A 16,630-nucleotide genomic window follows, 5' to 3' on the forward strand; every position below is an offset into this window, starting at 1 on the left:
GAACCTGATTGAAAAAGGCCGCTGGGACTGATCTGCTTTCGCTCCATTTCATTGTGAGCTTTGTGAGCAATCTGTCTTTGGGGGTGTGATGGTCATCGACCTGATCCTGATCGGCGTCGGCATAACGATTCTGCTCGTCGCCGGCGATTTTTTGGTACGCGGCGCGGTGGGAATCGCAACGCGTCTCGGTATTCCGAGCCTTTTGATCGGCCTGACGATCGTTGCCTTCGGAACGTCGGCGCCCGAACTCGTGGTATCGATCAATGCGGTGGTGACCGGCGATAACGGGATCGCGGTGGGGAATATCGTTGGCTCCAACATCGCCAATGTCTTTTTGGTGCTCGGGCTGCCGGCGCTGATCTCTGCGATCAGTCTTTCCGGACCAGGGCTCGGTCGCCACGGGTCTGTGATGTTGGCGGCGACGGCGGGCTTTGCCTTTGCTGTCTATGGGTGGGGACAGCTCGACACCGCCATCGGGATTTTCTTTCTCCTGGCCATCGCCCTTTACGTGGTGGCCATCGTCGTTGCGGCGATGCGGCCCGGCACCGCCCCTCCCCCCGTTGTGGACGGCGATGTCAGTGTGAGCGCCGAGGAGGCGCAAAGCTTCAAGCCGATCCTCCTGACCCTCATTGGCCTGGTCGGTCTTCCGATCGGCGCCAATCTGCTCGTCACGAGCGGCGCGACCCTGGCCATGGATCTGGGCGTTCGCGAAGAATTGGTGGGCCTTACCCTCATCGCCTTCGGCACCAGCCTGCCTGAGCTCGCAACGGTGATCGCGGCCGCCCGCAAAGCCGAGGCCAGCGTGGCGGTGGGCAATGTGATTGGCTCCAACATTTTCAATATTTTGTTCGTCGGCGGCGCCATGGGGGTCTTCGGGACCACGGTGTTCTCGGACCCGGGGACAAAGATTTACGATGTGCCGGCGATGGTCGTCGCCGCCCTCGCCCTCGCCATCCCGCTCTATCTCAGGATGACGATCACCCGTACGGTCGGCATCCTCTTTATCCTCGCCTATATCGCCTATATCGTCATCATATCGGTCAAGGCCGCGCCTGGGGGAGCTCTCCTGTGAGACGCGTTCTGGTCACCGGGAGCGCCAAGCGACTCGGTGCCGCCATGGCCAAGCATCTCACTGCCCATGGCTGGCATCCGATCATCCATTATCGGTCCTCCGAAGCCGCGGCCCAGCGTCTTGCCGATGATCTGGGGACGGTGGCGGTGCAAGCCGATCTGGCAGCGCCCGAATCAGCCCCCCGCCTTATTGAGGAGGCTGTGGCCCGCTCAGGCGGGCCCTTGATCGGGCTCGTCAACTCTGCCTCGATTTTTGAGCATGACCGGCCCGAAACTGTGACGAGCGAGGCCCTGCTGTCGCACTATCAAGCCAATACGGTGTCGCCCCTCCTCCTGGCCCGGGCGTTTGCCGAGCAAGTGCAGGAGGGCCACACCGGCGCCATCGTCAACATCCTCGATCAAAAGCTCTGGAATCCGCACCCGGATCATTTCAGCTACACGCTGTCGAAATCGGCGCTCCACCACGCGACGGTGCTCATGGCCCAGGGTTTCGCGCCGAGGGTGCGTGTTTGCGGCGTCGCCCCGGGCTATACTCTCCCAGCCCCCGGCGAGAGCCAGGAGGATTTTGAGAGCAAGGCGACGAAGGTCAATCCTCTCGGCCGCCGGTTGACGCCCGATGACATCGCCGCCAGCGTCCGCTTTTGCTTGGAGAACCCCGCGCTTACGGGAATCTCGATCGTCACCGCCAATGGCGAGCATCTGGTCCCCACCGAACGGGATGTTTCTATGCGGATCGACCTGTGATTATTCTGCCGCCCCTTAGCCAGGGGACCTATGCCGTCTTTGCCGAGGATCTGCGCCTTGAGATGCGCCTTGGGGTCTATCCCGAAGAGCGCTCACCGCAACCCGTTCGCATCGACACAGTGGTGATCGCCCGTCGTCTGGGTCGCGGCGACGGCATTGAGGATGTGATCGATTACAATCATTTGCGCGACGATGCCCTCAACCTTGCCGAGGAACGTCATTTCGGTCTCCAGGAGACCTTTTGCGAGACGCTGATCGCCCGTCTCAGAATGCGGCCCGGGGTTCTTGGGGTGATTGTGGAAACCCGCAAGCTGACCGCCTTCGCCGACATCGCGGCCATCGGCTGCCACATGGAACGGATCGACCCCGACGCTCTTGCCCGCTGACCCACTGGGCGCGGATCTTGCGTTGCGGCGACACTTGCGGCATCTGCGTGACCTTTTTGCGGGATGCGTCCCCCTTTCCGGACTTCGGCATGTACTACCAATCCTATAGCTTCTTCTTTGAGGCCGCGCATGAATTGGGGGAGATGAAGCCTGAGGATTCTGCGCATCTTTACGCCGAGATTCACGGTCACAGTTTCGAAGTGACCGTGACGCTCGCCGCAGCCACCATCGAGCCCGAAGGGTGGATTATGGATTTCGCCGAGCTGAAAGCGGCGTGTGAGACCGTTCGGGGCCTCCTCGATCACCGACTGCTGAATAGGATCGAGGGCCTGTCCCGTCCCACCCTTGAGCGGTTGGCGGATTTCATTATCGAGCGGTTGAGCCCCGATCTGCCGGCCTTATCGGAAGTGGAAATTGCCCGTCCCTCCTTGAACGAACGCTTGCGGCGCGTCCGCTGAGCGTTGAGGGGGCCGCCGCAATCCCCTAGTGAGGGGGTTTGCCTCCCGCTCCCCCCTTGAGGACTATCTATGCGATCAATGTTCTTCCTCTTCCCGCTCTTGCTCGTCGCCGCGTGTGGCGGGGCCGATGCGCCCTCCGCCCCTGACCCGGTCGACACATTGGCGGTACCGAGCCTCGATGATGAGGAAGAAACGGCCGTTCCGATGGATGTCGCCACCGCTCCCCCCACCGAAGGCGCGCCCAGCCTGCCCGATATTGAGGAGGCAACCCTAAGAGGCGCGCTCTCGGTTCTCGCCTCCGACGCGTTCAACGGCCGGGCCCCAGCATCGAGCGGCGGAGAAAAGACCCGCAAATATCTCATCGATCAGATGGAACAGATCGGCCTAACCCCCGCCAATGACGGCGACTGGGAGCAAAAGGTCGGTCTGGTGGAGCAGGCGATCATTCCTTCGCAATCCTCGCTGAGCTTCTCCCTTCCGACCGGCACCGATTGGCAAACCGAATATGGCGAGGAGACGATGTACTGGACCAAGCGCGTCCAGCGGACGGTCTCCTTCGATGAGAGCGAGGTCGTCTTTGTCGGTTTTGGGATCGTCGCGCCCGAATATGGGTGGAATGACTATGAGGGCCTGGACGTCGAGGGCAAGACGGTGGTCATGCTGGTCAACGATCCTGGCTTTTATCAACAGGATGAGGCGTTTAACGGTCGCGCCATGACGTATTACGGTCGCTGGACCTATAAATACGAAGAAGCGGCCCGGCAGGGGGCGGCCGCGGCCTTGATCGTCCATGAAACGGCGCCCGCAGCCTATGGATGGGGGGTTGTCTCAGGCTCCTGGTCGGGGCCGCAACTCGACCTCGAACGCCAGGATAAGGGCATGAACCGCGTTGCCCTCGAAGGCTGGCTCTCCCTCGACGCGGCGAACCGCCTTTTTGAGGCGGCCGGTCATTCCTATGAAGATCTCAAGCAGCGCGCCCTTTCTCCCGATTTTAGGGCGATCCCCTTTGACGGCGTGTCCGCCGAGGGCACGCTCAAAAATGTGATCAATCGTAATGAGTCGGCCAATATCGCCGGCATGATCGAAGGTACCGAGCGACCGGACGAGATGATCCTCTATATTGCCCATTGGGATCATCTCGGCGCGGGCTTTTCAGGCACCGATGGCGATCAACGCGACACCATTCACAATGGGGCCGTTGATAACGCCACCGGGACCGCGGGCCTCCTGGCGATCGCCGAGAGCTTCGCCAATGCCGAAGTGCCGCCCGAACGGTCCCTGCTGTTCCTGGCCGTGACAGCCGAAGAATCCGGCCTCCTTGGATCCGCCTATTTCGCCGATGATCCCTTTGTGCCGCTCGATCAGATTGTGGGGGGAATCAATATGGACGCAATTCAGCCCACAGGACCGGCCCATGATCTGTTGGTGATCGGCTATGGGGCCTCGGAGCTCGAGGATATTCTTAAGACCGTCGCCGACGATTATGGGAAACGCCTGCGCCCTGATGACGCGCCTGAAAAAGGGTATTTCTATCGCTCGGACCACATCAGCCTCGCCAAGACAGGGGTGCCGATGATCTATGTCGACCAGGGGGTCGACTTGATTGAGGGCGGCGAGGAAGCAGGCCGCGCCTTTGTCCAGGACTATATCGACAATCGCTATCACAAGCCCGCCGACGAATATGACACGGCGTGGCGGGTTGACGGTCTGGCGGAGGTTTTCACGATCCTCCGGGATGTTGGGGTGGTTCTGGCCTATGGCGAGGACTGGCCCAATTGGTATGAGGGAAATGAATTCCGCAGTCTTCGGGATGCCCAACGCACCGAAACTGCCGACTGAGCGATCTTAGGGGGGCGAAAAGGCCCCTCCGTCTCCCCGCCAAAAACCGGCGGGAGACAAAACATTTGTGAGGATGACGATGACTGACCTCCCCGAAACGTCTCTGCCCGAGGCGCCTGACACGACTGTTTCGGCCCGCGAGGCCTTTGGTCTCGACGTTGATCTCGACGTCCCGGCATTTTCGCAAACGACCCCTTATGTCCCGCCAAGGGACGAGACCTATCGCTTCGATCCCCAAACGACCCTCGCCATTCTGGCGGGATTTCGGCACAATCGGCGGGTGATGATCCAGGGCTATCACGGCACGGGAAAATCAACGCATATTGAGCAGGTCGCCGCCCGCCTCAATTGGCCCTGTATCCGGATCAATCTGGACAGCCATGTCAGCCGGATCGATCTGATCGGCAAGGATGCCATTGTCTTGAAAGACGGCAAGCAGGTGACGGAGTTCAAGGAGGGCATTCTGCCTTGGGCTTTCCAAAATCCCGTGGCTCTCGTGTTCGACGAATATGACGCCGGCAGACCGGACGTGATGTTTGTCATTCAGCGTATATTGGAGGCCGAAGGTCGTCTCACCCTGCTCGATCAGAACCGGGTGCTGACCCCCAACCCGTTTTTCCGCCTTTTTGCGACAACAAATACAATCGGTCTCGGCGATACGACGGGTCTCTATCACGGCACTCAGCAGATCAATCAAGGGCAGATGGACCGGTGGTCCATCGTCGCCACCCTCAATTATCTCGAGCATGACGAAGAGACATCGATCATCGTCGGCAAGCTACCGGAATATCAGACGACAGAAGGTCAGCAAACGATCGACAAAATGGTCCGGGTTGCGGACATGACACGCAATGCGCTGATGAACGGTGACATCTCAACGGTGATGTCGCCAAGGACAGTCATCAATTGGGCGCAAAACGCTGAAATTTTCGGCGATGTCGGATATGCCTTCCGCGTGACGTTCCTCAACAAATGTGACGAGCTGGAGCGGCCTTTGGTGGCTGAATTCTATCAGCGGGCATTCGGTCAAAATTTGCCCGAGACCCTCTCTCTGATCAATGTGGCATAACTCGTTGACAACGATCGAGGCGCGCGAGGACGGGCGGCGCTGTGGCGGGAAACCCGACCAAATGCGCCTCAAGCCGTGAGACCGGCTCACACCGAAATGCCGGCTCAAGCGTGAGGGAGCGACGATCAACATAAGTAAAGCGCCACAATTCGTCGATCTCGGACAATAGATGGATGGTTCGTGGCCCGATGATTGTCGTCGACGGATCGGTCGCTTTGAGGGTGGCCAGGAAGCTTGGATCTGACGACGCCACGACCGCCGATGTCCCCGTCACGGCCACCATCTCTTTAGCCAAGCGGCGATGCGGGATATTTTCCTCTTCCACCTTGCCAGTCAGCCCGTTTTGCCACGGCTCACTGGCTCTTCCAACGAGCAAGATCGCAAAGCCGATAAGAAGCGATACCATGCTGATCCGCAGACCGGTTGGCGATAGCCATCTGTCGATGGCGATCGCCGCCACCGGTGCAAAGAAGATCAGGGTGCTCGCCAGCCATCTATCGCGAATGACAGCTACATTCAGTATCAGGATCGCCGCTGCCAGGATGGCGGCAAGTACAGCATTGGCGATCAGGGCCCACTCAAGGGGTCGTTTCAAGTCGGCGCTGGCGGCAGGCCCTCTCCACCAGGCCACCCCCAGTACAGTCCCAAGAACGGCCCCTTCGGCCAGAAAAGAGGAGACAAGGTCGACCGCCCCCCGTTCCCATGACGCAAGCCGTCCGGGGTCGCGAAACACGGCGGTCTCCTCGATCAGGGTTTCGGGACTGACGAGAAAACCCAAATAGATTGGCAGACAGATAAATAGGGCGCCGAGGGCACCTCCCCCCAATATGATCATCATTCGGCGCGTTGGCCGACAGATTAAGAATACGGCAGCGATCTGCGCGGCGATCACCAGGGCCATGCCGTGCTTCATCATGACCCCCCCCGCCCAGAGGAGGCACAGAAGGCCCACTTGCCTCCCCCGCCGGGCGGATCCATCAGGTAACGTCACCAGAATGTGCAGCGCAATTGTGCTCCATACCACAAATGCCAAAAGCGCCGTGGTATGCGGATATTCCCGCAACAGCTCGTCGTGAAGGGTTGGCAGGAGGAAGGCGAGCAGCACGGCCAGCCCCCCCACCATATCGGTGCCCCCCAATCGCCGCCCCAAGACATAAAGCCCAGAGAGGAGCCCAGCGAGAGACCCATATTTCAGAAGATCGAGACTGAGAACCGACCACCCCGTCACCGACAGCAAGGCCGTGGCCAGCCATTGAAAGACCGGCATCTCATCGTCATAGGTCCATTGCCAGGTCTCGGCATAAACGACGACCTTCGCCTGATCCTCGATATACGCGCCGACCAAGGCGCGGGACAGGAGGTTGGCGAGCATGCCGATCACCGCCACCCCCCAAAGCGCGCGGGCCCATCCCCTCCCCTCCGCCGGGGGTGTCGTCATCTCGGTCATCGACATCCTCTTACAAGTCGACGGCTCGCCCTGCGCGCCCATCGGCATATGTCGTTGCCGTGATGCCACCGGACCCATCGACGATGACAGAGCACGACTTGCCTTCTCTCTATGATCATCTTTGGGCGCGACTGGAAAGGGCGACCTTCGAAGGGAAGGATCCCTGGCGCTGGCCCATGCTCGCCACGGCCTCCCCCGCGGGCGGCCCGGCTGGGCGAATTGTGGTGTTGAGAAAAATCTCACGCGCTGAAACGACACTGACCATCTACACTGATACCCGAAGCGAAAAGGTCCATCAGATCGAGGCCATCGCCCGCGCCGCGCTGGTGTTCTTTGACCCAACCTCAATGGAGCAGCTGCGGGCTACGGGCACAGTCTCCCTCCTGAAGGAAGGGGACAGGTGGCGATCATTGTGGGACGAGATTCGCGAAGGTCAAGATACTGATTACCGAAGGAGAAGCGCTCCGGGCACACCTATTCCCTCCCCTTCGGCGGCGGCAAGTACGCCCGATGGCCCGCCCCATTTCGCCGTCATCGATCTTCACGTCGACCATTTCGATTGGCTATCGATCGACAGGGATGGTCATCGGCGCGCGCACCTCTTCCCCTCAACGGGCAAGCGCCAAGCCACTTGGGTGGTTCCCTGACATCGTCCGGTCGATCCGTTCCGACAACTGACACTACCTCCAGCGCACCTCCCCCGCCGGCGGCGGTGAAACGCGGGGAGTCACCGCAAAGCCAGCCGGAAGTCCGTCGCTAGCGAGTTGACGTAACAAACTAATCAAGACCCCGATGGGCGGGATCTGCGCCCGCACCGATCGCCGCCTCTTGGTCAGCCCTCATACGGCTCCAACTTGCGGAGAACGAGCGTATACGCTGCGTTGCCGATGTCATTCTCGTTTCGCTTGGCGTGAAGAACGCCTTCTGCCCAATAGGGTACCCAAATGTCGTCAACCGAGATCGACGTTTCCCCCTCGACATAGACGATCTGGTTCGGCGGCGGCGGCGGTGTGTGAATACAGGCGCCGAAATAGGGTACGAACAGAAAATTTCTCAGCCGTCCCTTGGCGTCAAAATCGAAAGGCACGACGAAGCCTGGTAACCGGACGGTTCGGCCGTCGAGTTCACTGACCGTATCGTAGGTGCCGATTTGCGGCATGACGTCGAAAGAAGACCCCTCTTCAATGCCGCCGATGGATCCGCCAATATTGCCGATCGGCCCCGCCGCCGACGACAATGGGGCTTGGCTCCCCTTCATTCGCCGCTCAAGCTCACGATAATAATCCGCATACATTCTATCGAGTCGGTCCTCTTCGCCCTCAGGCAAGAGGTCATCCCACTCAAGGACGCGAACAGCCTGCTGAGATGCCGCCGACCCTTCCCCCGGGCCTGAGGCGGCCCCCCGGAAACCGGCTAGCTCTGCAACAACGAAGAGGGAGAAAGCGAGGAGTTGAAGGTTCATGGCATGCGCAATATCGCATTTTTGGGCGCCAGTTTATCCCCCATCTGGGCATCGTCGGTGAGAACAACGACCTCGATTTCGACGACTGCAGGAAACCGCTCGAACATCGTGACGTCGATCCGTTGCAGCCGGTCCGGATGCGCGCAGTCCCACGTCCAACGAGCCGTCACCATATGCTCGTCATGCGCCTCATCTGACTGCTCGTCCCCGGCCGCCCCGTCGGCATCATCCAACATAATCAGGTGAGCATATCCCCCCTCGGAGGTCGCCGATTGGGGGACGCAATTTGCTCGATCGGAGAGGTGGAAGGGCGGCTCTCCGGTCCTAAAATCTCCGTGCAGCGCACGCAACGCGGCCGCCTCCTCCGGTGTCGTCGGTGCGCGTTCGGCCCCCACAAGATCGGCAAGATCGGCCCTCAACTCCAACACCAGCTCTTGTCCCTGGGAGATGACAGCGAGTTCCGCATGCCCGTGGTTGTGGGCATGGTGAGGGTCCGATCCGGCATGGGCGTGCGACGCAAGCGCTAAGCTTGATATGAATAGGAAGATCGGTCGCATCTAAGGCCTCCATCGAATACGTGCCTTTTGCCGACGATGTCCGTGTTACACTATCACGCCGCTTCCGACGCGTACGATTCGCGTATAACGGGAGTCGGGAACCGCTGGTCTGCTTGTTCGGTGTGTGATACCGTCACAATTAATATGTGTGAGGGAGAGCGGACCCACGGGCCCATGCCCGTTAAATGGACCGCAGGCTGGCGCCTTGCGGTGCTTTTGGTCGTCCTTTTTTCTTTCTCCCTTTCCACATTTCATACCCATGCAGATCATGACGATGAGGCTCATTGCGTATTCTGCCTGACGGTGACGGGAAAGAAATGGGTGCCGACACCTGATGTTTCCCAGCTGTCTGTAACAACGATCGTCCCTGCTCATCTTATGTTGCCCCCCTCGCCGCCATTGCGGCGACGCAACGTCCATGAACTTGCCGCGGCGCCGCGCGCTCCTCCTCGATTTCCTCGACAGCACTGAGATTACATCCGCTCCTTGGGGAGCCAGTGAAAAGGAAAATCATGTCCACAACCGCTCTTGGCATCGTTCCGTATGCCGAAAAGCGGTGGCGAGAGGATTGTCGCAATCATTCGTTGCCGCATAATGCACGGCTGGTACTCGAGGCGCTTCGTCGAACTGACGAGCCGCTAAAGGCCTATGGCCTTCTTGAGCAGCTACTAGACAAAGGCATCAGTGCGCCCATGACCGTCTACCGGGCGCTGGATCGACTGATCGATGAGGGCCTTGTGCGTAAAATCAACGCGCTGAACGCTTTTGTCGCCGTTCCCGCCCCCCCCGACGAAGCTGCTGCGTATTTGGTGTGTCGTCAGTGTGGGAAGCTCCGTGTCGAGCCGCTCGATCTTTCGGTTCAGGCTTATCTGACAAGCTTGGGGCTCGAACCTCACAACACCTATATTGAGGCGTTTTACGACTGCCGAAAATGCCTTGCGCAGGTCGACCGCCCCTTACGAGACGCCGGTTGACCGGCACGGGTCGGCGGTACAAATCCCGCCGATCCACTGCGCCTCCTCGTCACCGAGCGTTCCTCAACCTCGATGACGCCGCCCCCCTCAAAGAGGTCGGATGACCGCCCAATGGTACGCTGTATAAATTATGTAATGAATGGGTGCGGGAGGGCGCACCCAACAAAAGAGTAAGCTAGTAATTCCTTTTATTTCAGAAGGTTAGAGATTTCCCTGTAAGCAACGATCATTCAAAGTTCCGGCAGGCGCTCGCTGATGCGCGCCAGAATATCGTCAAAGGGTGCGGGGTCCCTGTAGTAAAGCGCTCGTGACTTTGCATAAGCGTCCGCGTACGCCTTTCGCGTTTCTGCGTCGCTCAACAGAAAGGCTTCGTTCCTGGTGAGGTCCGGTTCATCTGCCTTGCGGAACCTTTTGGCCTTGTGGTCCTTGTACGCGTCTGTTCCGATGAACTCGATCACCGAGGCGTCAGCGAGCAGGCAGTACACGTCATAATAGTGGCGCATGAAGTTGACAGGCATACCGCCGTCCACCTGCTGCTTTCGAAATTTCGTTGAGATGGTCTGGAGCTTTTCGACAAAAGTATAGCCCGGCTCATAGCAAGGCACATCGACCGCGCGGGTGTCGGTCAGGTCTGCAATCCCACTCTCCACTGCAAGTTCGTAGGCCCAGGACGAAATCGTACATGGCCGGTTGGGCGCCACCTGGTCGAACCCGACTTCGAGCAGGATGCCTGCCTTCAGCCCTTCTGGTAGTGGATTCACCGACTCATACTTCAATCGAATGCCCGCGCCGCGATAATGGCGTGTGTCGTCGAACTCTTCGTCGCGGACCACTTCGATAATGCCGGGAATTTTGATGGCTTCGGCCAGACCGTTGAAGAATTCGAGACGCGCTTGTACCTGCGCAGGCTTATTGTGGTTTGGACCATACTGAAGGTCGGTCTCTGGGTGGATCAGGATGTCGATGTCTTCCGAAAAACGGTCGATGAGGCCGTATCCCTTTGACAGCGAAGTTCCGCCTTTCAGCTCAAACTTATAGTCAAGCTGCTGCAGTCCCCAGAGGCAGTGCATCAGCCAATAGTCCTTTTCGATGAGCCCCGGGTCGATGGTGTTGTTTCGCGCAGCAACAGCGATCAGGTCGGCAAAGTCAGGCAGCTCGTGCAGAAGCGTCACGTGGCTGACGCCTGATCAGGGTTCAATACAGGCTTGAGGAGCCTTGCAGCCCGCGCCGATCCGAAATCCTTCACCGCACGTGACAGTCGCGCGCGGTCCATGCGCCGCGCACGCCCTAGTGCCTTGGAAAGCACGGTTGCCTTTTCCTCGGGAAGCCGATCGAGGTTGTGCAACAGATCCACCAGGAGGAATTCTTCGCTGAGGTTTGAAGGAACAGAGGTCCGCATGCGGAAATCGTAGCGTCGGCCATCCAGCTCGAAATGCCCGTGACGTTTGCGATTATAAACTACTGGCTCATTGTAGAGCTGCGTCGTCCCAAGTTCCAAGCTGTTATACGCGTTGGGCGAAACCATAAGAAACCGGTCATCCCCCAGGAACGACTCAACCAGCTTTTCCGGCCTGGCGGGTGTCTGGCCGAACCGGGTCTTCCGGGGCACCATGTAGAGCCCTGCCCCAACTTTCTCCAGGCGGCCTTCTTCAAGCAGCTGTCCAACATGTCGATCGACAGCGTTCGACCAAGCCGCAAGCTCCTTGCGCCGGTACACTTGCCCGGGGCGCAATTTCCTTTTTAGTTTTGCAAGCGCGGTCATGTTCTGTCTCCATCACCCACAATATAGGGGTCATGCTCCATATTATGCAACATTTTTTATTAAAAATTCATGCATAATGGAAGGAGGAAATCGCTCTCAGTATATACACAATATTGATTTTACGATGTTTTATTGAATCAGAGAGTGGACCTCAGGCCAACCGTGTTGTAATCCTCCCATTTTTGGCGGAATGAATTCTTCGACATACTGCCGAGCCTGAAACCAAGGCAGGACGGCCCCAAGCCGGTTTGCTCTGACAGCCCCCAATACGGTGCATAATGGCATCGACCACGACCGCTTCTTCGATCCATAGAACGACATCGTAACCAGTGCCACTATCATCGTCGCCGAGATCGTGGTCGAGGCTTATCTCCATGACTCGACCGGTCTTTAGTTGCGCAATCGCCTCATCCGGCCAGTAAACCCGCTCTCAGCCAGGAGACGTCTCTCTTTCGTCATCTAAAAAGTCGCATGTCAAAACTCTTCTTGAGAAGCGTTAATTCAATTCATTAGACGCTTGTTCAGCCCCCAGCTTATGGGCCACCCTGTAGCAGAATTCCGGGGCGGTGGTGCTGACCCCGACTTTGGTCTGACCGTCATGCGATTTTCCAAGCTGGTTCAAGTAGGGCCGCAAAGGCGCTCGGCGTCGAGTTCAACACTCGTTGGATCAGTTACGATGAACCAAAAATCCTCCTTAAGCGGAACCAACAAAGTGTTTCACGATCGCAGAGCCACTACAGCAAGGAGACAACTCTCATTTATCGCTTCGGGTAAGGTTCTGCGCTAGCGAAAACACTCGATAACGCTTTTCTTACTTCGTATTCGGATTTTTAAGCGTGTGACCTCAATGCTGTGCCTGCTGACAATTGCTCATGTAGGATGTCATCCGTGCATCAGGAATAAAGGTGTTGATGACCGTATCAAAATCTTTGTCTTTGTTTCCCGTTAAGTCGATATCTTCTCCACGAACGCGTAAATTCATATCGATTGATAGTAGTGTCTCCTCACTCTCGCCATTGATCAATGCGTCCGCCAGACACACACATCCTTTTTCTTTATCCATCTTCATCAGGGGAAACGAGCTTGCTACGAGACTATCCCAACATGCTGCCGTGTAATTGTCCCCGCGGATACGCGCCATAACTTCTCCGGAAGATACACTCTTCCAGGCGGGGACATCGCCAGATTTCTGTTCATTGTGCTCCGGGACTTTTTCTACTGCTCGAAGCTCTTCCGGCCAGGCTGCAAGCGCCGCTTAATAACGTGGCTTGATGATGAATTTCGGGACGGGCGCATATTCCCCCAGCTTCGAATAGAACGACATGCGTAGCGGGTATGTCCCACTTGAACAGGGCGGGCTCGCAGCCGAAAGCACAGATGATAGGCTACCTTTGCGGTTGATCGCGCCGCTTTGTGGAACGCAAAGGACCGCAGGCGCGCGTTTATTCCCGCTTGCTGCTTGCGCATCCTGTGGATGGTAAACCGGATTGCCGACCCCGCCATTCATGAGCGCATGGGTAAAGCCGATAGCAATGCCCTGATAGACGGACGTGTTCACATCCTCACATTTGCCTTTGTGGATCGTATGCCAGCCGGAAAGTTGCGCACGATCGCCCTGGCCGAGATTCCAGCGTGTTCTCAAGACGACGTAGTGCAGATCGACATCGCCCCGATTACAGACATTCACCCAATGATATTCATTCGACTGGGCAGACGCGCTTTGGACACCACCCGCAAAGCAGGCCAAAGCGCTCAACACAAACAGCAAACCACGGATCATGTCTCTTTCCCTCCATCACGCAGGGACTCAGCTCCGATGGATTGATAGAGAACGAAGAGTGCTTGATGGGCTTTTTCAGCCAGCGTGGACCAGTCCTCATTCTCCTGGATCGCCGGATGTTCCAGTAACTCGGCATCTACGCTTCGCATCAGAAACGAGGCCATGTGCAAAGCTTCATGCGTGAGTAGCGGATCAGTTGCTTTTGGGGGTGTCGTCTTCGTCATCGGATTTGTTGTCGTCTTGTTGATCTGAGTTTTGTCCGTTTGTCGCTGTGCAGGCTATCGGCGCACTGCCATCAGGATTTTCATCGAATGGCAGTTCAAAACATCCACTCGGCCAGTCCACGGTTTGAGGCGCAGGCTGATCGGTTGAAGCATAGGCACTAAGCAAGTGCATCAAGCCGAGATACACCGAGCGCGTCATTTAGCATCCATTGTTTCGTTAATGTACGCGCGGCGGGACTCGCAGCGCCGGGAGCTCGTAAGAAAGAACGCATAGGTTGCATCTCTAATATTGGAGTCTACAACATTCAGCCCCGAATTCTGCAAACCTTTCAGGATGGCGATCACGTCGAGCCTCGAATTCGCGGCATATTGCTTCCCTGTGATTTGTGAATCCCAGAACGATGCGTGCGCTGTGTATTTTGCGATCAGCACATCGGCTGTGTCCTTTTCATGAGCTGTGAAGATGTCCGGCGTCGCCTTCAAAACATCTACGGCCTTGGTCATCACGGCGCGGCACTCCGAAATATGCCTTATCGTCAATAATCGCTTCCATATGCCGTGTTAGAACCGCATCCCATTGCGGTACGTAGACAGACATGAGGAGACCGTTCATTCCCGGCAGGACCGTCTGAACCTCAGCTGCACAGGCGTCGTAGTCATCTTCGCCAAATTCCAGAACGAGTTCCATCGCAGTGGGATCTAGTTTCAGACCGGTTTGTCCTTGGTATCCGGCCCCAAACAAATCATAGCCATGCAGGACAGACATGAACTGTGCCGCCAGAAAGACACGACGCCAATCTTGTTGATAGGAAGTGAGATTGTCATCATTCCCCCAGTAATCGGCATCCGGATCAATCGCATAGCAGGATTGAGCACGCCGCATCAGCTTGAAAGGGTCAGGATATTCGGTGGAGAGCTTCTGAGAGAGCGGTTGCGGGGTGGCTTCAGCTTTCGTGATATTAAATCCGATACTGATCATAACACCGATGATCAGAGAAATGATGATGACTCTAAAGAAGACGCGGTTAAAGCGTGCCGCGTGTTCCCTCAATCCATTCTGATCACTCATGAATTTAACTCCCCGACGACTGTATTCACCCAGTCTAATTTTCTTGGCCGCGAAGCTTGCCCGCCTTCACAGGGGTGAGGCAGTCTGTTGATGTTTGGGCAAGTCCCGGAAATCTGGACGAGGCGCCAAGACCTGGCCTGCCCCGAAGAATTCGCCGAAAATCTAACATCAAATCTGGACCACTTTCACCCGGTCACGCCATTTTGATTTTGACCCCATGCCGCCTCCTCAAACCAAATCGAAAAAATGACATATCCAAACACGGCATTTCACGAAACCTGGCAACAAACCAATATGGTTACTTTGCCGCTGCTGTAGTTCTGGTTTACCTTGCGGCCAGATATTCTGAATATTCCTGAGGTAAGCAAAAATGGCTCATCACAAGCAGGAAAAGCCGAAATTGGCGCGCGATGTAGCGGCAAATGACACAGAAAGGAAAAACTTGAGATCATGGACGGGAGCGATATCGCCACCTATCGGCCTGCATGGGCTTCATACTGGAAGGCATGGCTCGCGGTCGCCGCGCTAGCCGCAAGCGCATATGCTTTCCCGCAGGTCAGGGGTGCTTATCTGGAAACACCAGCACAACTTCAGGAAATCGCGACGTTAGTAAGCCTTGCGCCAGCCTTGCTGATCATCGCGGGGATATTATTTCACCGCTACACGCGCGCTTACCAGATCGAAAGTGGGCGGCGGCTGCGCACGACCATCGGCTTTATCGCCCGCGACCGCCGCGAGTTTCTGATATCCGACAAAATCCAGACTGACCTGAAGCAGACCGTGCTCAGCCGCTTGCTTGGTTACGGCACCTTGCGTTTCTGGACTGGGGACGACCAAAGCGGCCAAAGCTGGGTGAACGTCGCCGCCCCGAACCGGCTGGAAGCCGAGATCAAGGTACTGGCGCTGAATACAGACGACGCTGCGGGCAAGCCCTCGAGAAACGCCGTGAGCGCACGAACAGAAAAACCCAATTCACGGATAAATCCGCCCGATCCCGCCACCCCGCCGCTCCCCCATACGCCGGCAGGGACGATATTCGCCGATCGCGCGATCGTACTGACCCGTTTTCACCCCTCCCTCATGCGCCACATCGGCGGTGAATTTAAATCCGCCGTTGAACCACAGCAATTTGTAGCCAAAGGCGAACCCTTGCTCACGCTGATACTGATGACGGAAGATGAAACGCTGTTTGGCAGCGGCAAGTTCGCCGATGTCGTCATTCCGGCCCCCGTATCCGGGCTCGTCCTGAGGCGAAGCCACGTCGCCAGGCCTTACTATGACCAGTCGCCGCCGGACCCGGCAGACGAGATGCGCACCACCTTATTGCCGGTCGAAGGCGAGCCAGTGGAGAACGGCGTCTTCATCTATGGTGCATTGTGCGATGCGATATGGAAACACCGCGATTTCCTATTCCGGCGCCAGAGAAAACTGAAGGAAATTGCAAAACACAGCCCTGGCTCTGCGCAATGGGTCGCCACATGGGCCGACGATACAACCATACGCAAAGCCCTTGATGAATTACTGATCCAGCCTTGTGATGAAATTCCCGCACGCCCAGCATTTGACGACTATCTTTGCGAGGCGTGGATCAAGCGACCGCATCTGCGCGATTTCCTTGCTCCTCTCGTCGATGAGACAACACTTAGAAAGGTGAATACCAACTACAAATTGGAGGAACAGCAGATGATCGAAGAGGCGATCCGTACCCATCGCACGACACTCGAAAAGCTTGCCGAGAATGACTGATTTCCGTCTGCCAGTCTGTGGACAATTGCGATAAGGCGCATC

20 protein-coding genes and 1 pseudogene are annotated in these 16,630 nt (G+C 57.3%); 9 read left to right on the top strand and 12 right to left on the bottom strand.

Annotated elements, in window-relative coordinates; translation table 11 throughout:
* The first annotated feature begins 88 nt into the window (after nucleotides 1-88).
* The 6 genes from PB2503_RS11535 to cobS all read left to right on the top strand — a co-directional run bounded on the left by PB2503_RS11535 (nucleotide 89) and on the right by cobS (nucleotide 5,567).
* The gene (locus PB2503_RS11535) at nucleotides 89-1,072 is read left to right on the top strand and encodes a calcium/sodium antiporter (protein ID WP_013301437.1); all 984 of its coding nucleotides are present in this window, start codon (nucleotides 89-91) and stop codon (nucleotides 1,070-1,072) included.
* Nucleotides 1,069-1,815 (top strand): SDR family oxidoreductase, encoded by a 747-nt coding sequence (locus PB2503_RS11540; protein ID WP_013301438.1) that lies wholly within the window; start codon nucleotides 1,069-1,071, stop codon nucleotides 1,813-1,815. The genes PB2503_RS11535 and PB2503_RS11540 overlap by 4 nt, the downstream gene beginning before the upstream one ends.
* A complete protein-coding gene (locus tag PB2503_RS11545; protein WP_013301439.1) occupies nucleotides 1,812-2,201 on the top strand; it encodes a dihydroneopterin aldolase in 390 nt (129 codons plus the stop codon). The genes PB2503_RS11540 and PB2503_RS11545 overlap by 4 nt, the downstream gene beginning before the upstream one ends.
* A gap of 47 nt (nucleotides 2,202-2,248) precedes the next feature.
* Nucleotides 2,249-2,659, top strand: a complete 411-nt coding sequence (locus PB2503_RS11550; RefSeq protein WP_013301440.1) for a 6-pyruvoyl trahydropterin synthase family protein — start codon at nucleotides 2,249-2,251, stop codon at nucleotides 2,657-2,659.
* A 69-nt stretch (nucleotides 2,660-2,728) separates the two neighbouring features.
* Nucleotides 2,729-4,498 carry a M28 family metallopeptidase gene (locus tag PB2503_RS11555; RefSeq protein ID WP_148235273.1) on the top strand — a complete coding sequence of 590 codons (1,770 nt, stop codon included), beginning with the start codon at nucleotides 2,729-2,731 and terminating at the stop codon, nucleotides 4,496-4,498.
* A 79-nt stretch (nucleotides 4,499-4,577) separates the two neighbouring features.
* Nucleotides 4,578-5,567 carry a cobaltochelatase subunit CobS gene (cobS, locus tag PB2503_RS11560; protein WP_041535666.1) on the top strand — a complete coding sequence of 330 codons (990 nt, stop codon included), beginning with the start codon at nucleotides 4,578-4,580 and terminating at the stop codon, nucleotides 5,565-5,567.
* Here cobS and PB2503_RS11565 read toward each other — a convergent pair.
* On the bottom strand, nucleotides 5,554-7,014 hold the full coding sequence (locus PB2503_RS11565) for a glycosyltransferase family protein (protein ID WP_013301443.1): 1,461 nt from the start codon (nucleotides 7,012-7,014) through the stop codon (nucleotides 5,554-5,556). The genes cobS and PB2503_RS11565 overlap by 14 nt on opposite strands.
* A gap of 83 nt (nucleotides 7,015-7,097) precedes the next feature.
* Here PB2503_RS11565 and PB2503_RS11570 point away from each other — a divergent pair, with 83 nt between their 5' ends.
* Entirely contained in the window at nucleotides 7,098-7,661 is a 564-nt protein-coding gene (locus tag PB2503_RS11570; protein WP_013301444.1) for a pyridoxamine 5'-phosphate oxidase family protein, read from the top strand.
* Between the two features lie 185 nt (nucleotides 7,662-7,846).
* Here the strand turns inward: PB2503_RS11570 and PB2503_RS14140 are convergent, their stop codons facing one another.
* Nucleotides 7,847-8,476 (bottom strand): DUF3299 domain-containing protein, encoded by a 630-nt coding sequence (locus PB2503_RS14140; RefSeq protein WP_013301445.1) that lies wholly within the window; start codon nucleotides 8,474-8,476, stop codon nucleotides 7,847-7,849.
* A complete protein-coding gene (locus PB2503_RS11580) occupies nucleotides 8,473-9,033 on the bottom strand; it encodes a DUF2796 domain-containing protein (RefSeq protein ID WP_013301446.1) in 561 nt (186 codons plus the stop codon). Before PB2503_RS11580 ends, PB2503_RS14140 begins: the two co-directional genes overlap by 4 nt.
* A 512-nt stretch (nucleotides 9,034-9,545) precedes the next feature.
* Here PB2503_RS11580 and PB2503_RS14145 point away from each other — a divergent pair.
* A complete protein-coding gene (locus PB2503_RS14145) occupies nucleotides 9,546-10,007 on the top strand; it encodes a Fur family transcriptional regulator (protein WP_013301447.1) in 462 nt (153 codons plus the stop codon).
* Nucleotides 10,008-10,237: 230 nt separating this feature from the next.
* Here PB2503_RS14145 and PB2503_RS11590 read toward each other — a convergent pair whose 3' ends face one another.
* The 9 genes and pseudogenes from PB2503_RS11590 to PB2503_RS11620 all read right to left on the bottom strand — a co-directional run bounded on the left by PB2503_RS11590 (nucleotide 10,238) and on the right by PB2503_RS11620 (nucleotide 14,842).
* Nucleotides 10,238-11,179, bottom strand: coding sequence for a nucleotidyl transferase AbiEii/AbiGii toxin family protein (locus tag PB2503_RS11590; RefSeq protein ID WP_013301448.1), 942 nt, complete (start codon nucleotides 11,177-11,179; stop codon nucleotides 10,238-10,240).
* A complete protein-coding gene (locus tag PB2503_RS11595) occupies nucleotides 11,176-11,769 on the bottom strand; it encodes a hypothetical protein (protein WP_013301449.1) in 594 nt (197 codons plus the stop codon). Before PB2503_RS11595 ends, PB2503_RS11590 begins: the two co-directional genes overlap by 4 nt.
* Before the next feature lie 151 nt (nucleotides 11,770-11,920).
* Nucleotides 11,921-12,247: pseudogene (locus tag PB2503_RS15195) on the bottom strand (cyclic-phosphate processing receiver domain-containing protein).
* Between the two features lie 366 nt (nucleotides 12,248-12,613).
* Entirely contained in the window at nucleotides 12,614-12,910 is a 297-nt protein-coding gene (locus tag PB2503_RS11600; protein WP_013301450.1) for a hypothetical protein, read from the bottom strand.
* 114 nt (nucleotides 12,911-13,024) lie between these two features.
* Nucleotides 13,025-13,549, bottom strand: coding sequence for a hypothetical protein (locus PB2503_RS11605; protein ID WP_013301451.1), 525 nt, complete (start codon nucleotides 13,547-13,549; stop codon nucleotides 13,025-13,027).
* The gene (locus PB2503_RS14595) at nucleotides 13,546-13,713 is read right to left on the bottom strand and encodes a hypothetical protein (RefSeq protein ID WP_013301452.1); all 168 of its coding nucleotides are present in this window, start codon (nucleotides 13,711-13,713) and stop codon (nucleotides 13,546-13,548) included. The genes PB2503_RS11605 and PB2503_RS14595 overlap by 4 nt, the downstream gene beginning before the upstream one ends.
* 28 nt (nucleotides 13,714-13,741) lie before the next feature.
* Nucleotides 13,742-13,972: a hypothetical protein gene (locus PB2503_RS14150; RefSeq protein WP_013301453.1), complete on the bottom strand. Its 231-nt coding sequence runs from the start codon at nucleotides 13,970-13,972 to the stop codon at nucleotides 13,742-13,744.
* A complete protein-coding gene (locus PB2503_RS11615) occupies nucleotides 13,969-14,277 on the bottom strand; it encodes a hypothetical protein (protein ID WP_148235276.1) in 309 nt (102 codons plus the stop codon). The genes PB2503_RS14150 and PB2503_RS11615 overlap by 4 nt, the downstream gene beginning before the upstream one ends.
* The gene (locus tag PB2503_RS11620) at nucleotides 14,222-14,842 is read right to left on the bottom strand and encodes a hypothetical protein (protein ID WP_013301455.1); all 621 of its coding nucleotides are present in this window, start codon (nucleotides 14,840-14,842) and stop codon (nucleotides 14,222-14,224) included. The genes PB2503_RS11615 and PB2503_RS11620 overlap by 56 nt, the downstream gene beginning before the upstream one ends.
* Nucleotides 14,843-15,292: 450 nt before the next feature.
* Between PB2503_RS11620 and PB2503_RS11625 the strand changes: the two genes are divergently transcribed.
* A complete protein-coding gene (locus PB2503_RS11625; RefSeq protein WP_013301456.1) occupies nucleotides 15,293-16,588 on the top strand; it encodes a PH domain-containing protein in 1,296 nt (431 codons plus the stop codon).
* Nucleotides 16,589-16,630 lie beyond the last annotated feature (42 nt).

The sequence above is a fragment of the Parvularcula bermudensis HTCC2503 genome (genome assembly GCF_000152825.2).
GTDB classification, from domain to species: domain Bacteria; phylum Pseudomonadota; class Alphaproteobacteria; order Caulobacterales; family Parvularculaceae; genus Parvularcula; species Parvularcula bermudensis.